General features: G+C 65.2%; 23 protein-coding genes and 1 pseudogene. 10 read left to right on the forward strand and 14 right to left on the reverse strand.

Annotated features, from left to right (window positions below):
* Nucleotides 1-36 precede the first annotated feature (36 nt).
* Genes ACVIJ6_RS21160 through ACVIJ6_RS21170 form a run of 3 tightly spaced genes read right to left on the reverse strand, consistent with a single transcriptional unit; the run spans nt 37 to nt 2,469 of the window.
* The gene (locus ACVIJ6_RS21160) at nt 37-747 is read right to left on the reverse strand and encodes an ABC transporter ATP-binding protein (RefSeq protein WP_456774276.1); all 711 of its coding nucleotides are present in this window, start codon (nt 745-747) and stop codon (nt 37-39) included.
* Entirely contained in the window at nt 737-1,474 is a 738-nt protein-coding gene (locus ACVIJ6_RS21165; protein WP_456774277.1) for an ABC transporter permease, read from the reverse strand. The genes ACVIJ6_RS21160 and ACVIJ6_RS21165 overlap by 11 nt, the downstream gene beginning before the upstream one ends.
* Nucleotides 1,474-2,469 (reverse strand): ABC transporter substrate-binding protein, encoded by a 996-nt coding sequence (locus ACVIJ6_RS21170; protein ID WP_456774278.1) that lies wholly within the window; start codon nt 2,467-2,469, stop codon nt 1,474-1,476. Before ACVIJ6_RS21170 ends, ACVIJ6_RS21165 begins: the two co-directional genes overlap by 1 nt.
* Before the next feature lie 86 nt (nt 2,470-2,555).
* Between ACVIJ6_RS21170 and ACVIJ6_RS21175 the strand changes: the two genes are divergently transcribed.
* Nucleotides 2,556-2,915 (forward strand): hypothetical protein, encoded by a 360-nt coding sequence (locus ACVIJ6_RS21175; RefSeq protein WP_456774279.1) that lies wholly within the window; start codon nt 2,556-2,558, stop codon nt 2,913-2,915.
* Between the two features lie 23 nt (nt 2,916-2,938).
* Here the strand turns inward: ACVIJ6_RS21175 and ACVIJ6_RS21180 are convergent, their stop codons facing one another.
* Nucleotides 2,939-3,775: a quinoprotein dehydrogenase-associated SoxYZ-like carrier gene (locus tag ACVIJ6_RS21180; protein ID WP_456774280.1), complete on the reverse strand. Its 837-nt coding sequence runs from the start codon at nt 3,773-3,775 to the stop codon at nt 2,939-2,941.
* Nucleotides 3,776-3,831: 56 nt separating this feature from the next.
* Nucleotides 3,832-4,758 (reverse strand): quinoprotein relay system zinc metallohydrolase 2, encoded by a 927-nt coding sequence (locus tag ACVIJ6_RS21185; protein WP_456774281.1) that lies wholly within the window; start codon nt 4,756-4,758, stop codon nt 3,832-3,834.
* A 164-nt stretch (nt 4,759-4,922) separates the two neighbouring features.
* Between ACVIJ6_RS21185 and ACVIJ6_RS21190 the strand changes: the two genes are divergently transcribed.
* Both ACVIJ6_RS21190 and ACVIJ6_RS21195 read left to right on the forward strand, forming a co-directional pair.
* Nucleotides 4,923-5,798 (forward strand): substrate-binding domain-containing protein, encoded by an 876-nt coding sequence (locus ACVIJ6_RS21190; RefSeq protein WP_456774282.1) that lies wholly within the window; start codon nt 4,923-4,925, stop codon nt 5,796-5,798.
* Entirely contained in the window at nt 5,795-6,358 is a 564-nt protein-coding gene (locus ACVIJ6_RS21195) for a PQQ-dependent catabolism-associated CXXCW motif protein (RefSeq protein ID WP_456774283.1), read from the forward strand. Before ACVIJ6_RS21190 ends, ACVIJ6_RS21195 begins: the two co-directional genes overlap by 4 nt.
* Nucleotides 6,359-6,549: 191 nt before the next feature.
* On the opposite strand, the gene ACVIJ6_RS21200 is transcribed toward ACVIJ6_RS21195, so the two are convergent.
* From ACVIJ6_RS21200 to ACVIJ6_RS21220, 5 genes are all read right to left on the reverse strand, one after another.
* Nucleotides 6,550-7,164 carry a hypothetical protein gene (locus ACVIJ6_RS21200; protein ID WP_456774284.1) on the reverse strand — a complete coding sequence of 205 codons (615 nt, stop codon included), beginning with the start codon at nt 7,162-7,164 and terminating at the stop codon, nt 6,550-6,552.
* Nucleotides 7,161-8,015, reverse strand: a complete 855-nt coding sequence (locus ACVIJ6_RS21205; RefSeq protein ID WP_456774285.1) for an ABC transporter permease — start codon at nt 8,013-8,015, stop codon at nt 7,161-7,163. The genes ACVIJ6_RS21200 and ACVIJ6_RS21205 overlap by 4 nt, the downstream gene beginning before the upstream one ends.
* Nucleotides 8,012-8,839: an ABC transporter ATP-binding protein gene (locus tag ACVIJ6_RS21210; protein ID WP_456774286.1), complete on the reverse strand. Its 828-nt coding sequence runs from the start codon at nt 8,837-8,839 to the stop codon at nt 8,012-8,014. Before ACVIJ6_RS21210 ends, ACVIJ6_RS21205 begins: the two co-directional genes overlap by 4 nt.
* Complete coding sequence (locus tag ACVIJ6_RS21215; RefSeq protein ID WP_456777043.1) at nt 8,836-9,789, reverse strand: YVTN family beta-propeller repeat protein; 954 nt, start codon at nt 9,787-9,789, stop codon at nt 8,836-8,838. Before ACVIJ6_RS21215 ends, ACVIJ6_RS21210 begins: the two co-directional genes overlap by 4 nt.
* A gap of 284 nt (nt 9,790-10,073) precedes the next feature.
* Nucleotides 10,074-11,291, reverse strand: a complete 1,218-nt coding sequence (locus tag ACVIJ6_RS21220; protein ID WP_456774287.1) for an ABC transporter substrate-binding protein — start codon at nt 11,289-11,291, stop codon at nt 10,074-10,076.
* A 141-nt stretch (nt 11,292-11,432) separates the two neighbouring features.
* Here ACVIJ6_RS21220 and ACVIJ6_RS21225 point away from each other — a divergent pair, with 141 nt between their 5' ends.
* A complete protein-coding gene (locus ACVIJ6_RS21225) occupies nt 11,433-11,912 on the forward strand; it encodes a DUF3280 domain-containing protein (RefSeq protein ID WP_041751643.1) in 480 nt (159 codons plus the stop codon).
* A 727-nt stretch (nt 11,913-12,639) separates the two neighbouring features.
* Here ACVIJ6_RS21225 and fghA read toward each other — a convergent pair.
* Together fghA and ACVIJ6_RS21235 are read right to left on the reverse strand one after the other, a co-directional pair.
* On the reverse strand, nt 12,640-13,485 hold the full coding sequence (fghA, locus tag ACVIJ6_RS21230; RefSeq protein ID WP_456774288.1) for an S-formylglutathione hydrolase: 846 nt from the start codon (nt 13,483-13,485) through the stop codon (nt 12,640-12,642).
* An 83-nt stretch (nt 13,486-13,568) separates the two neighbouring features.
* Nucleotides 13,569-14,189 (reverse strand): response regulator transcription factor, encoded by a 621-nt coding sequence (locus tag ACVIJ6_RS21235; protein WP_012045833.1) that lies wholly within the window; start codon nt 14,187-14,189, stop codon nt 13,569-13,571.
* Between the two features lie 154 nt (nt 14,190-14,343).
* On the opposite strand from ACVIJ6_RS21235, the gene ACVIJ6_RS21240 reads away from it, so the two are divergent.
* Nucleotides 14,344-15,690 (forward strand): histidine kinase, encoded by a 1,347-nt coding sequence (locus ACVIJ6_RS21240; protein WP_456774289.1) that lies wholly within the window; start codon nt 14,344-14,346, stop codon nt 15,688-15,690.
* A 132-nt stretch (nt 15,691-15,822) separates the two neighbouring features.
* Here the strand turns inward: ACVIJ6_RS21240 and ACVIJ6_RS21245 are convergent, their stop codons facing one another.
* The gene (locus ACVIJ6_RS21245; RefSeq protein WP_012045829.1) at nt 15,823-16,065 is read right to left on the reverse strand and encodes a (2Fe-2S)-binding protein; all 243 of its coding nucleotides are present in this window, start codon (nt 16,063-16,065) and stop codon (nt 15,823-15,825) included.
* A 92-nt stretch (nt 16,066-16,157) separates the two neighbouring features.
* Nucleotides 16,158-17,005, reverse strand: a pseudogene (locus ACVIJ6_RS21250) (xanthine dehydrogenase).
* Between the two features lie 374 nt (nt 17,006-17,379).
* Between ACVIJ6_RS21250 and ACVIJ6_RS21255 the strand changes: the two are divergent.
* The 5 genes from ACVIJ6_RS21255 (at nt 17,380) to sufC (ending at nt 23,609) form a co-directional block, all read left to right on the forward strand.
* Complete coding sequence (locus ACVIJ6_RS21255; RefSeq protein ID WP_456774290.1) at nt 17,380-18,228, forward strand: SDR family NAD(P)-dependent oxidoreductase; 849 nt, start codon at nt 17,380-17,382, stop codon at nt 18,226-18,228.
* A 448-nt stretch (nt 18,229-18,676) separates the two neighbouring features.
* On the forward strand, nt 18,677-20,416 hold the full coding sequence (nifA, locus tag ACVIJ6_RS21260) for a nif-specific transcriptional activator NifA (RefSeq protein ID WP_456777044.1): 1,740 nt from the start codon (nt 18,677-18,679) through the stop codon (nt 20,414-20,416).
* A 640-nt stretch (nt 20,417-21,056) separates the two neighbouring features.
* Nucleotides 21,057-21,251: a 4Fe-4S dicluster domain-containing protein gene (locus ACVIJ6_RS21265; protein ID WP_008961670.1), complete on the forward strand. Its 195-nt coding sequence runs from the start codon at nt 21,057-21,059 to the stop codon at nt 21,249-21,251.
* 38 nt (nt 21,252-21,289) lie between these two features.
* Nucleotides 21,290-22,810 carry a Fe-S cluster assembly protein SufB gene (gene sufB / locus ACVIJ6_RS21270; RefSeq protein ID WP_456774291.1) on the forward strand — a complete coding sequence of 507 codons (1,521 nt, stop codon included), beginning with the start codon at nt 21,290-21,292 and terminating at the stop codon, nt 22,808-22,810.
* 37 nt (nt 22,811-22,847) lie between these two features.
* On the forward strand, nt 22,848-23,609 hold the full coding sequence (sufC, locus tag ACVIJ6_RS21275) for a Fe-S cluster assembly ATPase SufC (protein WP_456774292.1): 762 nt from the start codon (nt 22,848-22,850) through the stop codon (nt 23,607-23,609).
* Nucleotides 23,610-23,622: the final 13 nt, after the last annotated feature.

The raw sequence follows: 23,622 nt of genomic DNA on the forward strand, positions 1-23,622 counted from the left end.
GGCGTTTTCCCTGGTCGATGGCGATCATTGCCATGACTATGACACGGAAAAATCCAATCGCGCCAGATCGGCCTTGATCGCGGCAATGAGTTCGTTGCTGCGCTGCGCACGTGGCACGGCGATCGGGACCGTGTGGAGCAGCCGGGCCGGTCGTGAGGACAGCAGGAAGATTCGATCCCCAAGCCGTACCGCATCATCCATGCTGTGCGTGACCAGCAGCGTGATCATCGGCCGCGAGGCCACCAATGTCGCAATTTCCTCGCGCAGCCGCGCGGCGAGGGCATCGTCAAGCGAGGCCAGCGGCTCATCGAGAATCAGGAAATCCGGCTCGACCGCGAACGCCCGTGCCAGCGCGGCCCGGCGTGCGAGGCCGAGCGACAGCTCGCCGGGAAAATGGCTGCGATGCCCCTCGAGTTCGAGCACTGCGAAGATGGCAGACAGCCTGTCCTCCGCAACGTCAGGCGCCGCCAGCCGGATATTGTCCTCCACCGATCGCCACGGCAGCAGCCGAGGCTCCTGGAACACCATCGCGAGCCGCGCACCGGCGGGTTGCGATACCTTGCCCTGATAATCGGAATCGAGGCCCGCGAGGATCCGCAGCATCGTGCTCTTGCCGCAGCCGGATGGGCCGACCACGACCCCGACCTCGCCGCGTCGCAGCGTGAACGTCATTCCGGCGATCACCTGCTGCCGTTTGCCATTGGCGCTGGTGTAGCTCTTCGCGCTGATATCGACATCAAGCTGCACGGAGCCGCCACCTTGATGCGCGCCGCTCAAACGGCTGGACAATGACAGCTTCGATCACCAGCACTACAGCGGCAAAGCTCAGGGAGTAGGCGAGCAGCAGCGGAATGTCGAACAGCTGGAACGCGACGCCGATCTCGAAGCCGATGCCATTGGGCCGTCCGAGCAGCTCGGCAACCAGCACGATCTTCCACACCAGCGACAGGCCGGAGCGCGCCGCCGCCGCGATGTAGGGGGCGAGCTGCGGCAGCAGGACATGGCGCAGAATGCGGCCGCGCGGAAAGGCGAAGACCTTGGCCATTTCATCGAGCGCTGGATCGAGCGCGCGGGCGCCCTCGCGCAAGGTCACCACGGCGGTCGGCAGCTTGTTGATCGCGATCGCCGCGATGGCGGCGACCTCGGTCAGCCCCGCCCAAATGTAAGCGAGCACGATGACCACCAGGGCGGGCAGGTTGAGCAGCAGGATCAGCCAGGGATCGCCGAGCCGGTTGGCGAGCCGGCTGCGCCCCATCCAGTAGCCGATCGCCGATCCGATCGCCATCGACAGCGTGAAGGCGAGGGTGACGCGGGCCAGCGTGGCGCCGAGATGCAGCAACAAGGCGCCGGACTGCGCTTCTGCGATCGCGACCGCCAGCACGGCCGATGGCGATGGCAGCTTGACGCTGCCTGCTATGGCGGCGGCGATCCACCAGGTGGCCAGCAGAAGCGCAAAAGACAACAGCCGCAGCACTAATCCCTCGCATCCGCCCTGTAATAGGTGCCGGGACTAAGCTCGGGAGAAGGGCCGACCAGGTCGCGTCCGCCGATCGAGGCGAGCACCCCATAGAGGATGCGGGCATCGGCCTCTTCGTCGGCCACGGGGCGGCGTGGAATGCCTTCGCGGTAGCGGTCGCGATAGACGCGCAAGGTGGTCTCATCAGGCGCGCCGGTCAGCGGCGCGATCGTCTGCCAGTCGGCATCGGACGCCGCCAGGATCTCCTTGGCCTTGGTGGTGACGGAGAGGAAGCGGGCCACGAGATCGCGATGCTTGCCGGCCCAGTCCTCGTCAAAGACGTAGCCGATCATGGCCGTGCGGCCCTTGGCGCCGAACGGAGCCAGGAGATCCTCGACGCCGGTCAGACGGCGGAAGCCCTTGGCTTCCAGCGCGGCGCAGAAATTCCAGTAGTTCAAGCCCGCATCCATCTCGCCGTCTGCCAGTTTGGCGGCCAGCAGCGGTGGTGCGCCATAGCTGATCGTGGTCTGCGACTTCAGATCGATGCCATCACGTTTGAGAGTGGCCTGCAGCAACAGCCAGCTCTTGTCGAGCGGACCGCCGGCCACCGCCAGCTTGCGCCCCTTGAGATCGGACAAATTCTTGATCGGCGAGTTCGCCGGTACCATCACGGCGCCGAGCGCACTCGAATAGGGCGTGAAGGTCAGCTTCGCGCCGAGTGCGCGCTCGCGTGACACCCATAACCAGTCCGATACCATGATGTCGGCATTGCCGGCGCGTAACGCGATCTTGCCGGCTTCGGGACTTGCAAGCTCCACGGCATCGATCGAAATGTCGGCCTGCTTGTCCAGTTGATGGGCTCGGATGACGGCCAGCTCCCAGGCAAAGGTTCCGGTCTTTTGCACTGCAACCTTGACGGTCTCGGTGGCGCAGCCTGCGGAGACCTGCAGCCCGACGCAGGCAAGTAATGCGATCAACAAATGACTGATCCGCAATTGATTGATCCGCCTCATGAGCCCGTCTGCATTTCCTCGAGATGTGTTCTTTTCAGTCTGGTTTCCTTAGCATAGCTTTGGTTGCCATGCTGCGGAGGACTGTGATGCGTTATGCTGTTCAGGTAGGACCGATTGTCGCCGTTTGTCTTGCGTGGATTGGCGTGAGCGGGCCGGCGCGCGCCGACGAGCTCAACGACTATCCGACCTCCGCGCGCGCCGAATATGTGTTCGGCTGCATGAAGGCCAATGGCGAATCCCGCCAATCGATCACGCAGTGCTCCTGTTCTATCGACGTGATCGCGTCGATCATTCCCTATGAGCGCTATGTCACCGCGGAGACCGTTCTCAGCATGTCCCAGGTGCACAGCACTCTTGGCACCCAGTTCCGCACCTCTGAGCAGGCAGCCAACGCGCTCAACGATCTCCGCCGTGCCCAGGCCGAAGCCGAGGTGAGGTGCTTCTGACGCCTTGCGGCCATGCGATGCCATCAGGTGCCTGAGCCCTCCGCCGGCCATTCATGCTCGAACACATGGCCTTGGGTGTCCCTGGCCTCGGCGCGGAAGTGCTTGGCGCCGTTCGACACATAGGTGAAGCGGATGTTGGGATCCTCCGAGATCGAGATGCCGCCCTCCACCGACAGCACCAGGCTGCCATCCTGCGACAGGGTCAGCTGATCGACGAAGAAGGCGGGGATGTAGAGCTGCGTCAGCTGGTCCATCTGCAGCCCGGAATTGTTGGGATGCCCGACCATGATCTGTGCTTCGCGGATGCCGCTCGTGGCGCCGTCGCCTGCTTGCGTGAACTGCCGGTAGCGCATCTGCCCGATGCGGGCTTTGGCCTCGTCCGGGTTTTTCGCGGCCGGCGCCGAGCAGCCGCCGGAGGCCTTCACGAAGGTCTTGACGACATAGAGCTGGCCGTCGGTCAGCTCTGCCACAGCATGCACATCCGTGTAGTTGTTGACGCGCACGCGGGTCGAGATCGCCGTCACATTGGCATCCGCGCCGAGGGTGAACTTGGCTGCCATCGGTGCCGGGTTCTGGTCGATCACCAGCGTGATGGTCTTGATGCGGCGCTCATCGGCAGGCGACAGCTTGCTGCGAAGGGTCACCGGCACCACCGAGGCATCCTCGGCGCGGGCCGGCATCTCGATTGACAGCACATTGGCGCCGTCCTGCATCGGCTTGTTGTTGAAGACGTCCTGGACCAGCCCCGGCCAGGGATCGTATCCCTCAGCGGCCTTCGCAGGTGCGAAGGCGAACGCGAGACTTGCGCCAAGAAGCCCGGCGCTGAGAAACGATAGGGACGGCAGGCGTAGCCCGATCATGGCACAATCCTCCGAGAGTGGTCTGCTGAGCTAATGATCATAACGCGTCCTCGGCCTCATTCCCATTCCATTTCCGAGAACGCCGCGGTGGCATTGCGGGCATTGTAGTCGTCGAACAGTTCCCATTTGCCGCGTTCCGATCCGGCGGCGCCTGCGGCGTCGGCGATTGGCTTGCCCGCCTTGATCAGCCCGCGAACGTCATGGGCCAATGTGTCGAGGTAGCGGCGTTCGTCGGTGAGCGCCAGCGGCCATGGGCTGACCGGCCCGTGGCCGGGTACCACGCGCGCGGCGGTGATGGTCACCAGGGCCGCGATATCCGCGATCCAGCCGCGCAGACTGCCGTCCATCACGGGGATGTGACGCAGGAAAACGAGGTCGCCAGCAAACAAGGTCGCGCTCTGGTCGTCGGTGACGGTCAGGTCGCAGTCGCTATGAGCGGTACTCCAGGCCTTCAGCGTCAGAGTCCGCCCGCCCAGGTCGAGCGACAGGTGATCCTCGACGACGAACGACGGCGGCACCAGGCGGACCTCGTCGATCAGTTCGGCGCCCATCAAGCGGCGGAAGGCTTCGATGTAATGCGGCCCGCGCACGGCGATCGCCCGGGACAGGTTCTTCGCGCCGACGAAGCGGGCGTCGTCCACCTGGAATGCGGCATTGCCGAAGATATGGTCGGGATGAGCGTGGGTGTTGATGACGTAGCGGATCGGCTTGCTGCTGCGGGCGCGGATCGCGGCCAGCAATGCGCGTCCCTCGCGGACGCTGCCGCCGGTATCGATCACCGCAACGGCATCGCTGCCGATGACAAAGCCGACATTCGCGATGGCACCTTCGTTCTCTGCGGTCATCAACGCGGTCTGGCCGATATGGACGAACACCCCGGACGCGATCTCCTCAACAGGAAGCTCCCGTGTCTCGGCATGCGCGACGTCGCCGAGCGCAAGGGCGCCCCAAGCCAGGATGGCGATGATCCATTGCGTCACCATCGGTTCGCCTTGCTCGCGTGAGACATTGTCTTCTTGTCCTTGCAGACGTTGCGGTGCAGCACGGGGTCAACTCTTCGCGATGACGGGGGCTGTTGCGTGCGCGAGGCCGGCAGCCTAGCATTTCCAAAAATACCTCGATGCGGTCCATAGGGATGGAAGTAACAATGACAAAACGTCGCAAACTCGCGTGCTCGTTGGCTGTGGCCGCGGGGCTCTCGCTGCTCGGACCAGTTGCGTCTCACGCGCAGAGCAATGACGGGCTGGACCTGTCGATCGAGTTGGTCGATCCGAAGGTGCTCCGGGTCTGCGCCGACCCGCGCAACCTGCCGTTCTCGAACGAGAAGGGCGAAGGCTTCGAGAACAAGCTTGCGGAGTTGCTCGCCGTCAAGCTGCAGAAGAAGGTCGATTACACGTTCTTCCCGCAGGCGACGGGCTTCGTGCGCATGACGCTCGGCTCGCATCGCTGCGACGTGATCATGGGCTTTCCGCAAGGGGATGATCTGGTGCAGAGCACGAGCCCCTATTACCGGACGGCCTATGCGATCGTGACCAAGCCGGGCTCCGATCTTGCCGATGTCACCACGCTGGAAGACCCCAAGCTCAAGGGCAAGCATATCGGCATCGTGGCGGGCACGCCGCCGGCGACCAACATGGCCCTTGCCGGGCTGATGCCGACGGCAAAGCCCTATCCGTTGATGATCGATACCCGGGTGGATTCGTCGGCCGAGGCGATGATCAACGACCTGAAATCCGGTGAAATCGATGCCGGCGTGCTGTGGGGCCCGATGGCCGGCTACTATGCCAAGCAGGCAAACCCGCAATTGCACGTCACACCGCTGGTCAAGGAGACGTCCGGCCCGAAGCTGATCTACCGCATCGCCATGGGCGTGCGCGGCGCCGACCAGAACTGGCGGCGGCAGCTCAACAAGCTGATCCAGGAGAACCAGGGCGAGATCAACAAGATCCTGCTGGATTTCGGCGTGCCGCTGCTCGATGAGAGTAATCATCTGATCACCGCCGAAGCTGCGGCGAAGCCATGATCGTTCGGCTCACCGCGATTGTCCTGGCGGCCGCGCTGCTGCTGATCGCGGTGGCCGCGTGGGCTGACGATCTCGTGGCGGAGCCGCCCAGCTATCGCACCGAGAACTACCGCGCGCCGGTGCCGACGACGCTCAACGGCGCGCGGGTGCTGTCCACGCCGGAGACCGAAGCGATCTGGCGGACGAAGTCCGCGGCCTTTGTCGATGTCCTGCCGCGGCCGCCGAAGCCGAAAAGCCTGCCCGTCGGAACGGTTTGGCGCGAGCAGCCGCGTCTCGACATTCCCGGCAGCATCTGGCTGCCGGACACCGGCTATGGCGTTCTGGCACCGGCCACCGAGGACTATTTGAAGCGCGGCCTGGCTCAGGCGTCGGGCGGCGATCTCGGCCGCATGCTCGTATTCTACTGTCTTGAGGACTGCTGGATGTCCTGGAACGCCGCCAAGCGGGCGCTGACCTATGGCTATCGTGCCGTCGCCTGGTATCCCGACGGCACCGACGGCTGGGCCCGTGCCGACCTGCCGTTGCAGCAGACGCAGCCCGAGCCACGGCCGGAGGAGTGAGCGCCCCGGCGCATGACCGCGCGTCACGTCGTCAGTTGTCTTCCTCGTCCTGGCCGGGCTGGTCCCGGCCATCGACGTCGTGCCACGCGGAAAGACGTGGATGCGCGGGGCAGGTCTGCACATGACGACGTGGAGGGGGCGGTGCAGTCGCTCGACATGGTCCCTTGGTGTGGCGAGCGACGACACCGCAGCTACTCCATGTCCTGCTGGATCTCGCGGGCGAGCGCGAACAGGCGCTGGTCGATGGCGGTCGGGACCTCGCAGACGAATTTCATCACGCGACGGCGGTCCTCGAAGATGCGCGTCTCCCAGTTGAGCTGATTGCCCAACTCCTCGATCTTAGCCTCGTCGCGCGTCGCGCTGCTTTGCATCTCCTGCAGCGCAATGGTGTCGCCGCGGACCTTTTCGACCGCCTCGCGCTGCTTGCGCATGACGCGCTCCAGGCCGTTCATGACCGAGGTCCGTTGTGCGTTCAGCGTATCGAACAGGCCTGCGAACAGCAGCTTGCCCTTGCGGGTCTTCTCTTCCGCTGTGCCGGTGAGAAAATCGGAAATGTCCTTCTGCGCCTGTTCCAGCGGGATGCGGCGCGCGGCGAGCTTGGCGACAAGGTCCGCGATCTTGGCGTCGTCCTTCCAGCTCGCGCCGACGTCATCGATCGCTTGGCCCGACCAGACGGCGGCGATCGAGATCTCCGGCACCTTGGCCTGCGGGCAGGGCCAGTCGGGATAGCGCGGATCGGCGCCCAGGGCGGGCGCGGCCGACGCCGCCATGAGCACGATCCCCGCCAACACAGCTCTCGATCTCATGCCTCGCCTCCGGGACCACGCCTGACAAAACCACGCGACGGATCGTAGGCCAGGATCGCGCCGATCATGAACACGGCTGTACAGCCGCCAACCACGGCCAGAGAGACCCAGTTCAACTTGCCGTAGAGGGCGAAGCGAATGAGCTCGACCGCATGGGTGAATGGATTGGCTTCGCAGAGATAAGCGAGCCAGGGGCTGCCCTCCTCGACGCGCCACAGCGGGTAGAGCGCCGAGGAGGCGAAGAACATCGGGAAGATGACGAAGTTCATGACGCCGGCAAAATTCTCCAGCTGCTTGATGCCGGAGGAGATCAGCATGCCCAGCGCGCCGAGCATCAGGCCGGACAGGATCAGCGCCGGCAGCACCGTGAGATAGCCCATCGGCGGTGGCGTGATGTCCCAGAACCAGGCGATGATCAGGAAGGCGTAGACCTGGAGCACCGATACAGCGGTGCCGGCGAGCAGCTTGCAGAACAGCAGATAGCCGCGCGGCAGCGGGCTCACCAGCAGGGTGCGCATGTTGCCCATCTCGCGGTCGTAGACCATCGACAGCGACGATTGCATGCCGTTGAACAGCTGGATCATCGCCATCAGGCCGGGCGCGATATAGACCTCATAGAGAATGTAGGTCTCGTAGGGCGGGATGATCGAGATGCCCAGCACCTGGCGGAAGCCGGCGGCGAAGATGAACAGCCAGACCAGCGGCCGCACCAGCGCCGAGACGAAGCGCTCGCGCTGATGCAGGAAGCGCAGGCCCTCGCGCCAGACGATGCCGATGAGGCAGGTGATGTACTCGCCGGCGGAAAAGCCGCTGCGGGGCGGTGTTGCGGAGTGAACGGTGGTGATGGTCATGTGTCCGCACTCCGCGCCGGATTGACACTGGACGGACTGGCCAGGGTCGTCAGCCGCGCGAACGCCGCGTTGACATCGGCCGCGCCAGCCTCGGCGATCACCTGCGGCACCGGCCCGCGCGCCAGCACGCGGCCCTGATGCAGCACCACGAGGTCGTCCGTCGAGGCGATCTCGTCGAACAAATGCGTCGCCCAGAGCACGCCGATGCCCTGTTCGGTGACGAGCTGACGGACATGACCGACGATATCGGCGCGGGCCTTGACGTCGAGCCCGACCGTGGCCTCGTCGAGCAGCAACAGCCGTGGCCGGTGCAGCAGCGCGCGGGCGATCTCCAGCCGGCGCATCTGGCCGCCGGAGAGATCGCGCACCTTGTTGCCGGCGCGGTCGGCGAGGCCGATCCGCGACAGCAGCTCCGCGCTGCGCGCGCGGGCTTCGCGGCGCGCGATGCCATGCAGCGCGGCGTGATAGAGCAGATTCTGGGTCAGCGACAGGTCGAGATCGAGCGTGCGCGGCTGGAACACGACGCCGAGCAGCCGCAGCGCCTCGCCCGGCGTGCGGCCGATGTCATGGCCGAAAATGCCGATATGCCCGGTCTGCACCGCGAACAGGCGGGTGATCAGCGAGAACAGCGTGCTCTTGCCGGCGCCGTTGAGGCCGAGCAGGGCGGTGAAGCTGGCCGGCCGCACTGCGAAGCTGACATCGTTGAGCGCCTTGCGGGCGCCGTAGGAATGGCTGACGCCGGCGACCGACAGCGCTGGCACCTGATTGGACGCCGGCTGTGGTGCCGAGGCTGTGGAGTCGAGAGCGGGCGCGTTGAGCGTCATGGCTGTGCAATCGTGATGCCCCAGGGCAGCTCGCCGACCTGGATGGTCTTGATCACCTTCTGCGCGGCGACGTCGATCACCGACACGTCGTTGGAGACGCCGTTGGTGACAACAAGATATTTCTCGTCGGGTGTGAACTCCATGTGCCAGACGCGCTGGCCGACCAGGAGATATTTCTTCACCTCATGCGTGGAGCCGTCGACGACAGCGACGCGGTTGGCCGGGCCGAGCGCGACGAAGCCGGTCTTGCCATCCTTCGTCAGGCCGATGCCGACCGGCTGGATCGCCTCGCTGCGCAGGCCCGGCACGGCGAACTTGATCTTGCCGGTGACCTCGCGCTTGGCCGGATCGATGATCGAGACCGTGCCGCCGATCTCGGCCGAGACCCACAGCTCCGATCCGTCGCTCTTGAACTCGGCATAGCGCGGCCGCGCATCGACCAGCACGTTGGCGACGATCTTGCGCGTCGCCGTGTCGATGAAATGCGCCATGTTGGTGGTCTCGGAGGTGCAGATCAGGATCTTGCCGTCCGGACTGAGCATCATGCCTTCCGGCTCGACTCCGACCTGGACGTCGCCGATGCGGACGCGCTTCTCGAGGTCGAGCACCGTGACGGTGTTGTCGTTCTCGTTTGCGACATAGAGTGTCTTGCCGGCCGCATCCTGTGCGAACAGCTCGGGATCGGGGCCGGAGGGCAGGGTGTCCACCACCTCCATCTTCTTGGCATCGATCACCTGGATCGTGTCGTCATCGCCGACCGCCACCATCACGAACTTGCCGTCACGGGTGAACGCGATGCCGCGCGGCCGCTGGCCAACCTTGATGGTCTTGGTCACGGTCCAGGTGTCGGTGTCGATGACGGAGACGGTGTTGCCCTTCTCGTTGGAGACGAAGGCGACGTAGGCTGAGGCGGGGTTGATGGAGGTCAGGGACAGCGCGGCGGTGAGCAGGCAGGCTGCTACGCCGAAGCACCTGCGAAGCCCTGGCCGTCCTTCGAGACGCCCGCCCTCGGCGGGCTCCTCAGGACGAGGACAGAACGAGCGGCGGTAAGGCTTCTCTTTGCCGAGACCGGCACGCTGGAGACCCTCATGGTGAGGAGCGCCGCAGGCGCGTCTCGAACCATGAGGCCCCTGCCGGGCCTCGCCCTTCGAGACGCCCGCTTTCAGCGGGCTCCTCAGGGTGAGGGGAGATATCGCGCCGTAAAGCAACTTCATCAACATCATCCAATAGGACATCATTGCAGCTTGCACTTGGTTTCGGGGCGGTCGACGCCGAGCGTGTCCAGCTCGGAGACCTGGTGCAGGAAGCCTTCCTGCGGCGAGACCGAGACGATCATGCGGCCATCGGCCAACAGGATCGGTTGGCGCAACTGCAGGTTCCAGTCGCGCAGGGAGAGCCGCGTGCCCTTGAAGGCGGCGATGGTGAAGTTCGGGCCCTTGAGGTAGTCGGCCATCGCCTTGGCGTCGCCGGAATTGGTCCGCGAGGCCGCCTCGCCGACCATGCGCACGGCCATCCAGGCCTGCATGTCCAGGGCGTCCATGCGGCGCGAGGCCAGCTTCATGAAGCGGTTCTGCAGCTGCGTCGCGCCCCATTGGTCCTGCGCCGGGTCCCAGCTGGTGGGCCGCAGTCCGGCGGAGCCGGCGACCGGGCGCGGATCCCAGGTGCGGTAGGGCAGATAATTGGCGAATACCTCGCTCTCATCGGCGGCGACGAGGACGTCATAGGCCGGCGCCTTCTGCGTGAACACCGGCATCTGGCGCTGGATCAAGGTCACGCCGGAATCGGTGCGGCGGGCGCCGCCCGTGTCCTCGAAGCTGCGCTCCTCGACGATCTTGGCGCCGAAGCGGGTGGCGGCGCGGCGCAGCGCGTCGGCGAACAGTTTGTCATTGTCGTGCGAGCCGGTGACGAGCAGCCAGCGCTTCCACTGCTTCCAGACCAGATATTGCGCCAGGCCGTCGGCCAGCATCGAGCGCGTCGGCGAGACATGGATGACGTTGGCCCGGCAATCCTGCTCGCGCAGCCGATCGTCGGTTGAACCGACATTGAGCAGGGTGGTACCGCGTCCGCGCAAGGCATCAGCAACCTTGAGCAGCGTATCGGCCGGCAGGTCGGCGAGGATGAAGCCGGTCTTGCCGGCCAGCTCATTGGCGGCCTGTGCGGCATCCTCGTCGTCCTTCACGCGACGATCGATCAGCGTGAAGCGCTGGTTGAGGAACTTGCCGGTGGTGTTGTTGTCCTCGATGGCGAGCCGCGCGCCGGCCACGCCGTCATCGGGCGCCGGCTGGTCGAGCGGCGACAAGGTCTGAGGCGCGCTCGCGCGACCGAGATAGCCGATTGCAATGTCGACGGGCTTGATGTCGACGGGCTCCGCGGCGTGCGCCGCGGTCGCAAAGAGGCCGATCGCGCCGATCAGGCATCGGGCCAGAACTCCCAGGACCACATGTCCTCCCATTGTTCCCCGTCCTGTCTTGGCGAGGTTTCATGTTGCAAGATGACCGAATTGGCCTAGCTTTCAACCCCGCTTTTGGCCGCTGTTGCATCATTTCGGATCACGACCTTGAAACTCGCCTTCATCCTCGCGTCGCTGCTCCTGATCTCAGCGGCATCCGTCCATGCCGAGCCGCCCAAGGTGGCCGTCTTCGACTTCGAGCTGATCGACAGCAGCCTGCAAGGCGAGGTGCAGGGGCCGCGCCAGGACGAGCAGCGGCGGTTGGCCCAGGCGGGCGAGCAACTCCGCGCCGCGCTCCGGGACTCCGGACAGTTTCGCGTGCTCGACATCGGCCCTGTTAACGATGCGGCGCACCATAGCAATCTGCAGGCCTGCGGCGGCTGCGACGTCAAGCTCGCTGCCGATCTCGGGGCTGATCTCGCGATGACCGGGACGGTGCAGAAAGTGTCCAATCTGATCCTCAACATGAACATCTATTTGCGCGACGCTCACACCGGCCAGCCGGTCGCGGCCATGACCGCCGACATGCGCGGCAATACCGACGAGTCCTGGACGCGCACGATGGCCTGGCTGGTCCGCAATCGCCTGCTGGCGCCGAACTACGGCGCGCCGCAGGCGCAATAGGCGGCGAGGGCATCGCGCGTTGGCGGCGCGTCTCGAACCATGAGGCCCCGATGCTGCGTCGATCTGATTTTCCATGGCATTGTCAGACATGACGCTGCATCCTCGCGGCCGCTGCAGCCCGAGCTGTGCGTATCGATCGCCCCTCGGAAAGCAGAGAGGCGCAGGGAAGGCCGGGAGCCTGCCGCCCCCATGGCCCGCCTGCGGAGAAGAATGCAGGCGGCAGGTACCACAGGTTCGGCTGGGAACATCCCGGCCCTCCCTGCGCGATGGTTTTCACGGTTGCTTCGCGTTCTCCCCGGTGCGCCGGGCTTTCTGGTCACCGTGCGCGACGACACGCTGATCGCGCGCCGCCGCGGGGGCATCGGCTTCGGGATGCCAGGACCACGCGACTTGGCCGTACGCCGTGACGCGTTCGTCCGCATGCCCATGGGCATACTATGCCCTGACCATGCTGCGCGCCGCCGGCGTCCACCGCACCCCACCTCCACGTTCGTGACGACCGCGATACGCCCTCTCGACGAGGCGGGATAGGGCTACACAATCATGTCTTTTGAAAAAAAACCGAAAGCGGAATCTTTTTCATCGGCCGACTGGACAGGGCTGATCGCGTTGTGGGGCCTGCCGAAATTGCGGTTTGCGCGCAGTTGAGACCAAGCCGGCGGCGACCACGAACGCGATCGGCGCGCGCGTCATCGCGCCCGCCGGGCAAATCAGGTGCGCGCTGGTGTCAGCGCCCGAGCCGGGCCGCGTGCCAGCGCAGATGGTCGCCCATGAAGGTGGAGATGAAGTAGTAGCTGTGGTCGTAGCCGTCCTGCTTGCGCAGCAGCAGCGGGATGTTGGCCTTCTCACAGGCGGCCTTCAGGAGCTCGGGTCGCAGCTGTGGCGCCAGGAACTGGTCGGCATCGCCGACATCGACCAGCAGGTCGGAGAGGCGGGCGCCGTCCTCGATCAGCGCCACGGCATCGTGCTTGCGCCAGGCCGCCTTGTCCGCGCCGAGATAGCCGCCCAGGGCCTTCTCGCCCCACGGCACCTGGGAGGGCGCGACGATCGGCGCGAACGCGCTGGCCGCCCGGTAGCGGTCCGGGTTGCGCAACGCCACGGTGAGCGCGCCATGGCCGCCCATCGAGTGGCCCATGATCGACTGCCGGCGCGGGTCGATCGGGAAATTGGCCGCGACCACGCTCGGCAGTTCCTCGGTGACGTAGCTCCACATGCGATAGTTCTTCGCGAACGGCTCCTGCGTCGCATCGACATAGAAGCCGGCGCCGAGGCCGAAATCATAGGCATTGTTGGGATCGCCGGGCACGCCGTCGCCGCGCGGCGATGTGTCGGGCGCGACGAAGATCAGGCCGAGCTCGGCGCAGGCGGCGCGGAACTCGCCTTTCTCGGTGACATTGGCATGCGTGCAGGTCAGGCCGGAGAGATACCAGACCACCGGCAGCTTGGCGCCGGCATCATGCGCCGGCACGAATACCGAGAACGTCATCTCGGTCTTGGTCTCCTGGCTGGCATGCCGGTACACACCCTGGACGCCACCATGGGCCTTGTTCTGGGAGACGGTCGTGAGCGTCATGGAAGCATCCTGTTGAGCGATGATGTCAGGGCGGCTGGCGCAGCATGTCGCCAACCTTTGTCAAATTGTTCGATCGACGCAACTCAGGCCACGCCGTTCTCGATGGCCAGGCGCACCAGCTCGCCGGACGTTCTCACGCCGAGCTTCTGGCGGATGATCGAGGAGGTGTTGGCAACGGTCTTGTAGGATGAGTGGATCAGCCAGGCAATCTCGGACAGGCTCTTGCCGGCGCTGAGCAGGCGGAGAATTTCGAGTTCGCGCGGCGTCAGCTTCGCCAGCGGGCTCTGCGCCACCGTCGCGCCTGCAAACGCGATACTGCGCGCAATCGCCGGTGGCAGATAGCTGCCGCCACGTGCGACCTCGCGGATCGCCTCGGCAAGATCGTTCGGATCGCCGCTCTTGGAGACATAGCCCTTGGCGCCGATATCGATGGCGCGCGCCGCGAACACCGGGTCGTCGTTCATGCTGAACATGATGAGCCGGGCGCTGGCCTCATGCGCCAGGATGCGCCGCGCCAGTTCGAAACCCGACACGGTCGGCAGGTTGATGTCGATGACGCTGACATCCGGCCGCCGCGCAACGAAGCTCGCCTCGCCGCTCTCGGCATCCGAAGCTTCCAGCAGCTCAAGATCCGGATCGGTCGACAACAGGGCACGGCACCCCGACGCAACAATGGGATGATCGTCCACGATCAGTACGCGCATGGCCTTGGGGTCCCGGACTTTCCGCCTCGCGTCATTGTTGCGATGCATCATGGATGCATGCTGCGCGATGTTGCAACATGTTGCAATTAGATCGCCGACGGAATTGTCTGTCAATGTGAGTGCGTATGAACTGGATGGCGGCGGGGCGGAGATAATGTGGCAGAATTGGTCGTTGCGGACCCGTATCAACGTACTGCTCGCGCTGGTGCTGACCTTGGGGCTCGCCATCAACATCGGCCGTCTCGTGCTGGAGGCGGCACCGCGCGTGCTGGCGGAGGATCAGAGCGTGATCCGCCTGACCCGCGCCTTCGTCGAGACCATCATGGACGAGGTCAATGAGGCGCCGGACCCGGGTGCCCGGCTTGACCGGATCGTCGGCGATCTCGGTCAGTTGCGCCATGTGAGCGTGCGGCGGCAGGCGATGCCCGGCCAGTCACCGCCTCCCGGAGAGCCAGCCCGCGCGGCGCCGAGCTGGTTCATCGCGCTCGTGCATCCGGACAAGACCTCGGTCAGCATGCCCGTCCTGGTGGCGGGCCGGGCCGAGACGCTGGTGATCACGTCGCATCCGGACGACGAGATCGCCGAGATCTGGGACGGCATCACGACCCAGCTGGTGGTCGGCTCGGCGATCGCGGTGGCGATCTTCGGCATCACGATGCTGGTGGTCGGCCGCGCTTTGGCACCGCTGGCAGATCTGTCGGAGGCGATGAGCCGGATCGAGGCGGGCGCCTATGATGCGCGGGTGAAGCCGGGCGGTGCGCCGGAGCTCGCGGCGCTCTGCGCCAAGCTCAACCACCTCGCCGGCGCGCTCGGCGAAGCCGTCGAGGAGAAGCGCCGGCTGGCGGAGCGGACCGTGTCGCTGCAGGATCTTGAGCGCAAGGAGATCGCGCGCGAATTGCATGACGAGTTCGGGCCACATCTGTTCGCACTGCGCGCGCATGCCAGTGCCTTGATGCGGCTGCCGGAGAGCGGGACGCTCGACGTCGCCGCCATGCGCCGGCACGGCCAGGCGATCCTCGACCAGGTCAACGCCGTGCAGCAGTTCAACCGCCGCATCCTGGAGCGGCTGCGTCCGGTCGGGCTTGCCGAACTCGGCCTGCGCGAGGCGCTCGGCGCCCTGGTGCGGCTGTGGCGGGAATCCCGGCCGGAGGTCGCGATCGAGACCAGATTCACCGACCCCGGCATCCGCAGCAACGAGACTGCCGAGCTGACGGTCTATCGCGTGGTCCAGGAGGCGCTTACCAATGTGTTCCGCCATGCCGAGGCGAGTTCGGTCGATGTCACCATCGAGCCGCAGCAGCAGGTGGCGGCGGGACAGCGGCGCACCTATACGCGGGTCTGCGTCCGCGATGACGGCCGCGGGCTCGCGCCCGAGCACAAGCTCGGCTTCGGTCTCACCGGCATGCGCGAGCGGCTGCTGGCGCTCGGCGGCACCTTGACGGTGGCCTCGACCGGCACCGGCGTCACCATCGAGGCGATGGTGCCGGCCGACGCGGCGTGAGTTCGGCAAGTAGGAACGAACCCGCCGACGCCGTCCAACTCGATTGATAAAGTCACGCTCCCGTCGCGCGCTTGTCCGATTTGTCCGACATCCGACAGCATGCGATCCGACATGTCGCATGCCGCTATCGCCTCACGCGACCGACATCAGCGCGCAGGGCGCGGGCTCGGGATGCACCGGCCAGACTGAAGCGGCGGCAGTTTCGCCCTGCCGCTCGTCCAGGATCCGCTTCACGGAGCGCGAGCAGAGCCCGCATTGAACCGAACAACCGAGACAATCGTAGATCTGCGCCGGTGAGCCGAAGGTGATGTCGGCCGCCGTGACGATGTCGCGGATGGCGGTGTCGCTGATGACGTTGCAGGAACAAATGATCATGGCTGTTGCTCGCTCCTGCGACCGATAAGCAACCGCGATGCCAAGGTTCAGGCCGCGGATGCGGCCTCATCAGAATCGTTCGAAATGGCAGATCAAGGCGTGCTGGCCGCGCTCGTGCTGATGCGGTCGGCGGCATGCAGCCGGATCGACGCGAGCGTCGCCTGTGCGAGCGCCTGTCCTTGCGCGTCGATGCCGGTCCACTGCGCGTGACGGCCGCGTGGATCGATCTCGGCGAGGGCGACGCCGGCGGCGACGTCGCAGCCGTCGCGGACGATGCCGCGCAGGATGCCGTCATAGGGCGCGGTGACGGGGATGCCGGAGAGGTGACCGACTACGAACCCCTTATAGATGCGTGTGCCGATCTCGACCGGCGTATGCCAGCGCCCTTCATGGGGCGAATGAACCAGGCGCTCGTTTCCGACGCCGCCGAGCTCGCCGGCATCGATGTGCGCCGATGTCCAGCCCTCGCGTACGATCTGGCCAAGCCGGTCCTGGCGGGTCTCGATCGCGACGTCGCAATTCGCCGATGGCGAGAAGCCCGGACCCAGACCGATCGACAGGCGTGTCATGCCGCGCAGGTTCGGCGTCACCTCGCGGGTCTGCATCCGGGCATCGATCAGCACGTCGATGCTGCGGACCGGCAGCAGATCCGAGAGGCCGAGCCAGGTGACGAGCACGTGCTGCGGGTCGCTGAGCGCCTTGAACACATCCATCGTGCTCTCGATGCGCTCGCCAATGACGTTCTCGACGCGCGGGGTGTCGCCAAACAACGCGTCGTGGAACGCCATCTTGCGGCGCATCACCGGCGGATTGGGATCGTGCGAGAGAGCACGACGCAGAAGCCTTCGCGATGCAGATGCACGCCGATTGCCGATGCAATCTCGTTGGTGCCGAGGACAACGGCGAAGCGCACTGCATTCGTCCCCATGTCTCGGTCCATACGGCGTCGATGTCCTGCGGCCGGCGTCCTGCGGCCGGCAGTCCCTTGCGCCTGGAAAGACGGCTTCCAGTCCAGCCATCAGCCTTGTCAGCAAGAGTCGGACCATCCCCGCGGCATCAGGAAAAGGTCCGCCGCCTGAAGGTCTTGCCGATCCAGCCCCAAGGCAATGGGAGGAAAGCCGACGCTCGCGGTGTTCCGAACCGGCCAATCTGTCGGGAATGCGACACGGGCCAGCCGGTTTGCGCGCGGTTTTCGTTGGCCCGGAAACTGCAAAACAGCCGCATGACGATACCGCGGGCCGACGCGCGATCCGTGGGCGCGGCGGCCCTGTAGTCGATCGCCAAATCATCAGGACGGCGTCAGGACGGTATGAGGTGAGTCTCGATCTCGACCAGGATGTGCGGGAGCCGGCCGGCGAAGCGGTCGCGACGGTGGCGTCGTGTCCATTTCATCAGGACCTCGCCGCAGCCGAGCGTCCCGGCCGGACCGAGCAGAAGACGCTGGTGCTGACCGGCGGGTCGCGGGGCATCGGCCACGCGACGGCCAAACTGTTCTCCGATGCCGGTTGGCGCATCCTGACCTGCTCACGCCAGCCGTTCGATGGCGGGCGCTGCCCCTGGGACGCCGGTGCTGCCAATCACGTCCAGGTCGATCTGAGCGACCGCCAGGCGATCCCGCGCGCGATCGCCGAGATCAAGGCCAAGCTCGACGGCGCTCCACTGCATGCCCTGATCAACAACGCCGCAATCTCTCCCAAGGCCACCGATGGTGGCCGGCTCGACTCGCTCTCGACCTCGGTCGAGACCTGGATGACCGTCTTCCACGTCAATTTCCTCGGGCCGATCCTGCTGGCGCGGGGTCTGTTCGAGGAGCTCAAGCGCGGGCAGGGCGCCGTCGTGAACGTGACGTCGATCGTCGGCACCCGCGTGCATCCCTTTGCCGGCACCGCCTATGCGACGTCCAAGGCGGCGCTGGCCTGTCTCACCCGTGAGATGGCGCACGACTTCGCCCCGCACGGGATTCGCGTCAACGCCATCGCGCCGGGAGAGATCAAGACCGAGATGGTGTCGCCGGAGACCGAGGCGCGCTTCTCGCCGCTGATCCCGATGCGCCGGATCGGCGCGCCGGAGGAGGTCGCAAAGGTGTTGTTCTTCCTCTGCTCGGACGCTGCGAGCTACGTGACCGGGGAGGAGATCCAGATCAATGGGGGGCAACACCTCTGATTGATGGACGGGTCGACGTAGCGCAGCCAAGTCTGTTCACGGCTGTCTACACGCGGATGTGAAGCGAGCGATGAGCGCCGCTAGCAGGAGGGCCTCGCGAGTGCCAGGCGAGGGTGGAAACCTGATGATCAGTTCCTCTGTTTGCGATCCGCGCGCAGCAAGGGGCCCGATGCGGCGGTATTAGGTGTCGGAAACACCACGTCTTTGTCGGATCGTCTCGCGATGCGGCGGCGCCTCGCGGCCGCAGCGCACGCTTTCTGCCGGATGCAAACTAATTTGTTAAGATCATGAAGTCCTGCAGCTTTTCTATTCTCTTCGCTGCCCACTACTTCTGCGGCAATGCAGCAAAGTTAGGCACGACAATCATCTGCAGTTCGGGGAGGATGTTAGAACGCCTACAATCACGGCGGCCTTGTCAGGAACGTCCGTGACCACCAGAGAAGCGACCATGGTCCAAACGGAAACACGTCAGGTCGAAGCTCAGGACGTCAGGTCCAACGCAGCCCCGATACCGCTCAGCGAGATCGCGCTGACCGGAATTTTCGAAATCTCGAAAATCCTCGCCGCGCCGACGCGGCTGGAAATTACGCTCGCCAACGTTGTCAACCTGCTGCAGTCCTTCATGCAGATGCGCCATGGCGTGGTGTCGCTGCTCGCCGACGACGGCATTCCCGATCTCGCCGTCGGGGCCGGGTGGAGCGAAGGCAGTGACCAGCGCTACCGCGAGCGCCTGCCGCAGAAGGCGATCGACCAGATCGTCGCGACCGCCGTGCCGTTGATTGCCGAGAACGTCGCCGATCACCCGGCCTTCAGTCCCGCCGACGCGGTGACGCTCGGTGCCGGTGCGGACACCCGCGTGTCGTTCCTTGGCGTGCCGATCCGGATCGATCAGCGCGTGGTCGGCACGCTCACGATCGACCGGGTCTGGGATGGCCGCGCCGTGTTCCGGCTCGACTCCGATGTCCGCTTCCTGACGATGGTGGCCAACCTGATCGGCCAGACCATCAAGCTGCATCGTGTCGTGGCGCGCGATCGCGAGCGGCTGATGGCGGAGAGCCATCGGCTGCAGAAGGAGCTGTCGGAGCTGAAGCCGGCGTCGGCCAATCGCAAGAAGGTGCTGGTCGACGGCATCGTCGGCGACAGCCCGGCGCTGCGCGCGTTGCTCGACAAGATCAATGTGGTGGCGAAGTCGAACGCGCCGGTGCTGCTGCGCGGCGAATCCGGCACCGGCAAGGAGCTGGTCGCGAAAGCGATCCACGAATTGTCGAACCGCGCCAAGCGCCCCTTCATCAAGATCAACTGCGCGGCACTGCCTGAGACGGTGCTGGAGTCCGAGCTGTTCGGCCATGAGAAGGGCGCCTTCACCGGCGCCATCAATTCGCGCAAAGGCCGCTTCGAACTCGCCGACAAAGGCACCTTGTTCCTCGACGAGATCGGCGAGATCTCGCCGGCGTTCCAGGCCAAGCTGCTGCGCGTGCTGCAAGAGCAGGAGTTCGAGCGCGTCGGCGGCAACCAGACCATCAAGGTCGATGTCCGCATCGTCACCGCCACCAACCGCAATCTGGAGGAGGCCGTGTCGCGCAACGAGTTCCGCGCCGACCTCTATTATCGGATCAGCGTGGTTCCGATCAAGCTGCCGCCGTTGCGCGAGCGGCGCAGCGACATTCCGCAATTGGCGCACGAGTTCCTGCGCCGCTTCAATTGCGAGAATGAGCGCGACCTCACCTTCGACGTCAGCGCCATCGAGGTGCTGATGCATTGCGGCTTCCCCGGCAATGTGCGTGAGCTGGAGAACTGCGTACAGCGGACGGCGACGCTCGCGGCTGGATCGGCGATCGGCCAGCACGACTTCGCCTGCAGCCGTAACGAGTGCATGTCGGCGATCCTGTGGAAGGGCAACACGGTGACCCCGCCGCCACCGCGCGGCCAGCCGATCGTGCCCTTGCCGATCCTGCCGCGCTCATCGGCGCCGATCGAAACGCCGGCCGAGTCGCCGGTTGCCGAAATCGATGATGGGGAGTTCAACGAGGCGATGGATGGCGGTGCCGTGCCCGAGCGCGACCGTATCGTCCAGGCGATGGAGCGCTCCGGCTGGGTCCAGGCCAAGGCCGCGCGCCTGCTTGGCCTGACCCCGCGCCAGATCGGCTACGCGCTGAAGAAGTATAATATCGAGGTCAAGCGATTCTGAGCGGCTTGGCCTGAGGCTCGTCGCAGGGCGCGCTGGCAGCGCGCCCTTTTGCCTCTTGGTGGATCGTGTCTGCCGCTGCTCGCGGTTGGATTAGAGCTCTCACCCGGGCGGCGGTCGGCTCCCCTCCCCCTTGCGGGTAGGGGTCAGGGGTAGGGGTCCCCGGGCGACAACCTTCGTGGCGTGCACCGTCGACGCATGCATCACATCATTGTTGCGAGAACGCGAGACGATGCACGACGGCCTTGCTCAGTTGAGGGGAGCCACAGCGGGCGCGTTGACTGTAGCGATTGCCGTGCATGATTAATCGCTGCGCTCTCGATCATATACGGGGGCTCATCAGAGACAGCGCGCTTCGTGGACCCCACCCCCGCCCCCTCCCCGCAAGGGGGAGGGGAGCGCACTGCCGTTGGGGGTGAGTGATTGAGTCCAACTGGTCGTGGGCCTCCGCGCAGAGCAACGCTGCACGCATCCCTCCCGTCCTGTCGCACTTGCGACATGCTGTCGGGAGAGCGACAGCTGGTCGGCGCGGCGAAGTTTAGAATCTTCCTTAGAAATCAACCAAGTGCTCTCTGGCACGGCGCTTGAAAGATATCGCGTGAATGACATCGCCCGATGTCGCGGAAAGCGCGGGGAGCAGCACATGGCCTACAAGATCATCGCCTCACAATGCACGGTGTGCGGGGCCTGCGAGTTCGAATGTCCGAACGCGGCCATCCGGCTCAAGAACGACATGTACATCATCGATCCGAAGAAGTGCACCGAGTGCGAAGGCCATTTCGACGCGCCGCAATGCGCTGCCGTCTGTCCGGTTCCGGACACCTGCGTGCCCGCCTGACGCGGGCGCGGACGGCATCATTGCAAGCGGAGTGAGAGATGGCAGCGGTTCAGGAGACGATTGATCGGGTCAAGGGCATTGATGTCGATCAATATCGCTACGGGTTCGAGACCGTCATCGAATCCGAGAAGGCGCCGAAGGGGCTGTCCGAGGATACCATCCGCTTCATCTCGGCCAAGAAGAACGAGCCGGCCTGGATGCTGGAATGGCGTCTCGAGGCCTATCGCCGCTGGCTGACCATGACCGAGCCGAGTTGGGCCCGCGTCGGCTATCCCAAGATCGACTATCAGGACCTTTATTACTACGCGGCGCCGAAGCCGAAGAAGAAGGTGGCTTCGCTCGACGAGATCGACCCGGAAATTCTCAAGACCTATGAGAAGCTCGGCATTCCCTTGCGCGAGGTCGAGATCCTCGAAGGCGTCGAGCGGCCGGCTGCGACGGTGGAAACCGACGCCGACGGCGAGACCGCGGCGCCGCGCAGCAGGATCGCGGTCGACGCGGTGTTCGATTCGGTCTCGGTGGCGACCACCTTCAAGGAGGAGCTGAAGAAGGCCGGCGTCATCTTCATGCCGATCTCCGAAGCGCTGCGCGAGCATCCGGACCTGGTGGAGAAATATCTCGGCACGGTGGTGCCGACCACCGACAATTATTTCGCGACGCTCAACTCGGCGGTGTTCTCCGACGGCTCGTTCGTCTACGTACCGCCGGGCGTGCGCTGCCCGATGGAGCTGTCGACCTATTTCCGCATCAACGAGCGCAACACCGGTCAGTTCGAGCGCACCCTGATCATCGCCGACAAGGGCGCCTACGTCTCTTATCTCGAAGGCTGCACGGCGCCGCAGCGCGACGAGAACCAGCTGCACGCCGCCGTGGTCGAGCTGGTCGCGCTGGACGATGCCGAGATCAAATATTCGACGGTGCAGAACTGGTACCCCGGCAATTCAGAGGGCGTCGGCGGCATCTATAATTTCGTCACCAAGCGCGGCGACTGTCGCGGCGCCAATTCAAAGATCTCCTGGACCCAGGTCGAGACGGGGTCGGCGATCACGTGGAAATATCCGAGCTGCATTCTGCGCGGCGACAATTCCAGCGGCGAATTCTACTCGATCGCGATCTCCAACGGCTTCCAGCAGGTCGATAGCGGCACCAAGATGATCCATCTCGGCAAGAACACGTCGAGCCGGATTATCTCCAAGGGCATTGCCGCCGGCAAGTCGCAGAACACCTATCGCGGTCTCGTCAGCGCGCATCGCAAGGCCTCGGGCGCGCGCAATTTCACCGCCTGCGACTCGCTGCTGATCGGCGACAAATGCGGCGCCCACACCGTGCCCTATATCGAGGCCAAGAACTCGTCGGCGGTGTTCGAGCACGAGGCGACAACGTCGAAGATCTCCGAGGACGTACTGTTCTACTGCATCCAGCGCGGTCTTTCGCAGGAGGAAGCGGTCGGGCTTGTCGTCAACGGCTTCGTCAAGGACGTGCTGCAGCAGCTGCCGATGGAGTTCGCGGTCGAGGCGCAGAAGCTGATCTCGATCTCGCTCGAAGGTTCGGTGGGATGACGGTGCCGCGCGGCGACAACATCAGAAGGAGGGTTCGATGACGGCCTTGCTCGAAATCAAGGGGCTCCATGCCGAGATCGCCGGCGGACGGAAGATCATCCAGGGGCTGGACCTGACCGTCAACAAAGGTGAGATCCACGCCATCATGGGGCCGAACGGCGCCGGCAAGTCGACGCTCTCTTACGTGCTTGCCGGCAAGCCCGGCTATGAGATCACCGCCGGCGAGGTCTATCTCAATGGCGAGGACCTGCTGGCGATGGAAGCCAACGAGCGCGCCGCCAAGGGTGTGTTCCTCGCCTTCCAATACCCGCTGGAGATCCCGGGCGTCGCGACCCTGACGTTCCTGCGCGCCGCCTTCAACGCCCAGCGCAAGGCGCGCGGCGAGGAGGAGCTGTCCTCGCCGGAGCTGATCAAGCGCGTGCGCGAGATCGCCAAGACCTTGAACATCGACGCCGAGATGCTGAAACGGCCGCTCAATGTCGGCTTCTCTGGCGGCGAGAAGAAGCGCAACGAGACCCTGCAGATGGCGCTGCTGCAGCCGTCGCTCTGCGTGCTCGACGAGACGGACTCCGGCCTTGACATCGACGCGCTGAAGGTCGTCGCCAACGGCGTCAATGCGCTGCGCTCGGTGGAGCGCGGCATGATCGTCATCACCCACTATCAGCGGCTGCTCGACTATATCGTGCCGGACATCGTCCACGTGTTCGCGGCCGGCCGCATCGTCCGTACCGGGGCTGCAGACCTCGCGCGCGAGCTCGAGGCGACCGGCTACGCCCAGTATCAGAGCGAAGCAGCCTAAGGCGTGGGGAGCA

Source organism: Bradyrhizobium sp. USDA 4369 (assembly GCF_054056435.1).

What these genes read in the sequence shown, in the direction of transcription:
- ACVIJ6_RS21170 (WP_456774278.1), bottom strand. Translation starts at nt 2,469, where the DNA reads ATGAGGCGGATCAATCAATTGCGGATCAGTCATTTGTTGATCGCATTA.
- ACVIJ6_RS21175 (WP_456774279.1), top strand. Translation starts at nt 2,556, where the DNA reads ATGCGTTATGCTGTTCAGGTAGGACCGATTGTCGCCGTTTGTCTTGCG.
- ACVIJ6_RS21180 (WP_456774280.1), bottom strand. Translation starts at nt 3,775, where the DNA reads ATGATCGGGCTACGCCTGCCGTCCCTATCGTTTCTCAGCGCCGGGCTT.
- ACVIJ6_RS21185 (WP_456774281.1), bottom strand. Translation starts at nt 4,758, where the DNA reads ATGGTGACGCAATGGATCATCGCCATCCTGGCTTGGGGCGCCCTTGCG.
- ACVIJ6_RS21190 (WP_456774282.1), top strand. Translation starts at nt 4,923, where the DNA reads ATGACAAAACGTCGCAAACTCGCGTGCTCGTTGGCTGTGGCCGCGGGG.
- ACVIJ6_RS21195 (WP_456774283.1), top strand. Translation starts at nt 5,795, where the DNA reads ATGATCGTTCGGCTCACCGCGATTGTCCTGGCGGCCGCGCTGCTGCTG.
- ACVIJ6_RS21200 (WP_456774284.1), bottom strand. Translation starts at nt 7,164, where the DNA reads ATGAGATCGAGAGCTGTGTTGGCGGGGATCGTGCTCATGGCGGCGTCG.
- ACVIJ6_RS21205 (WP_456774285.1), bottom strand. Translation starts at nt 8,015, where the DNA reads ATGACCATCACCACCGTTCACTCCGCAACACCGCCCCGCAGCGGCTTT.
- ACVIJ6_RS21210 (WP_456774286.1), bottom strand. Translation starts at nt 8,839, where the DNA reads ATGACGCTCAACGCGCCCGCTCTCGACTCCACAGCCTCGGCACCACAG.
- ACVIJ6_RS21220 (WP_456774287.1), bottom strand. Translation starts at nt 11,291, where the DNA reads ATGGGAGGACATGTGGTCCTGGGAGTTCTGGCCCGATGCCTGATCGGC.
- fghA (WP_456774288.1), bottom strand. Translation starts at nt 13,485, where the DNA reads ATGACGCTCACGACCGTCTCCCAGAACAAGGCCCATGGTGGCGTCCAG.
- ACVIJ6_RS21235 (WP_012045833.1), bottom strand. Translation starts at nt 14,189, where the DNA reads ATGCGCGTACTGATCGTGGACGATCATCCCATTGTTGCGTCGGGGTGC.
- ACVIJ6_RS21240 (WP_456774289.1), top strand. Translation starts at nt 14,344, where the DNA reads ATGTGGCAGAATTGGTCGTTGCGGACCCGTATCAACGTACTGCTCGCG.
- ACVIJ6_RS21245 (WP_012045829.1), bottom strand. Translation starts at nt 16,065, where the DNA reads ATGATCATTTGTTCCTGCAACGTCATCAGCGACACCGCCATCCGCGAC.
- nifA (WP_456777044.1), top strand. Translation starts at nt 18,677, where the DNA reads ATGGTCCAAACGGAAACACGTCAGGTCGAAGCTCAGGACGTCAGGTCC.
- ACVIJ6_RS21265 (WP_008961670.1), top strand. Translation starts at nt 21,057, where the DNA reads ATGGCCTACAAGATCATCGCCTCACAATGCACGGTGTGCGGGGCCTGC.
- sufB (WP_456774291.1), top strand. Translation starts at nt 21,290, where the DNA reads ATGGCAGCGGTTCAGGAGACGATTGATCGGGTCAAGGGCATTGATGTC.
- sufC (WP_456774292.1), top strand. Translation starts at nt 22,848, where the DNA reads ATGACGGCCTTGCTCGAAATCAAGGGGCTCCATGCCGAGATCGCCGGC.